The sequence below is a fragment of the Streptomyces bambusae genome (assembly GCF_019400985.1).
In the GTDB taxonomy this organism is placed as follows: Bacteria; Actinomycetota; Actinomycetes; order Streptomycetales; family Streptomycetaceae; genus Streptomyces; species Streptomyces bambusae_A.
Map to the genome: position 1 here is coordinate 1 of NZ_WTFF01000747.1, position 543 is coordinate 543.

The 543-nt window shown below is 53.6% G+C and carries 1 rRNA gene; it reads right to left on the reverse strand.

The features are described from left to right. Nucleotides 1–543, reverse strand: a 16S ribosomal RNA gene (locus tag GPJ59_RS36850); the annotation flags it as partial.

Below are 543 nucleotides of genomic sequence, written 5' to 3' on the forward strand. Positions count from 1 at the left end.
GAGTTGCAGACTGCGATCCGAACTGAGAACAGATTTGTGGGATTGGCTTAACCTCGCGGTTTCGCTGCCCTTTGTTCTGTCCATTGTAGCACGTGTGTAGCCCAGGTCATAAGGGGCATGATGATTTGACGTCATCCCCACCTTCCTCCGGTTTGTCACCGGCAGTCACCTTAGAGTGCCCAACTGAATGCTGGCAACTAAGATCAAGGGTTGCGCTCGTTGCGGGACTTAACCCAACATCTCACGACACGAGCTGACGACAACCATGCACCACCTGTCACTCTGCCCCCGAAGGGGACGTCCTATCTCTAGGATTGTCAGAGGATGTCAAGACCTGGTAAGGTTCTTCGCGTTGCTTCGAATTAAACCACATGCTCCACCGCTTGTGCGGGCCCCCGTCAATTCCTTTGAGTTTCAGTCTTGCGACCGTACTCCCCAGGCGGAGTGCTTAATGCGTTAGCTGCAGCACTAAGGGGCGGAAACCCCCTAACACTTAGCACTCATCGTTTACGGCGTGGACTACCAGGGTATCTAATCCTGTTC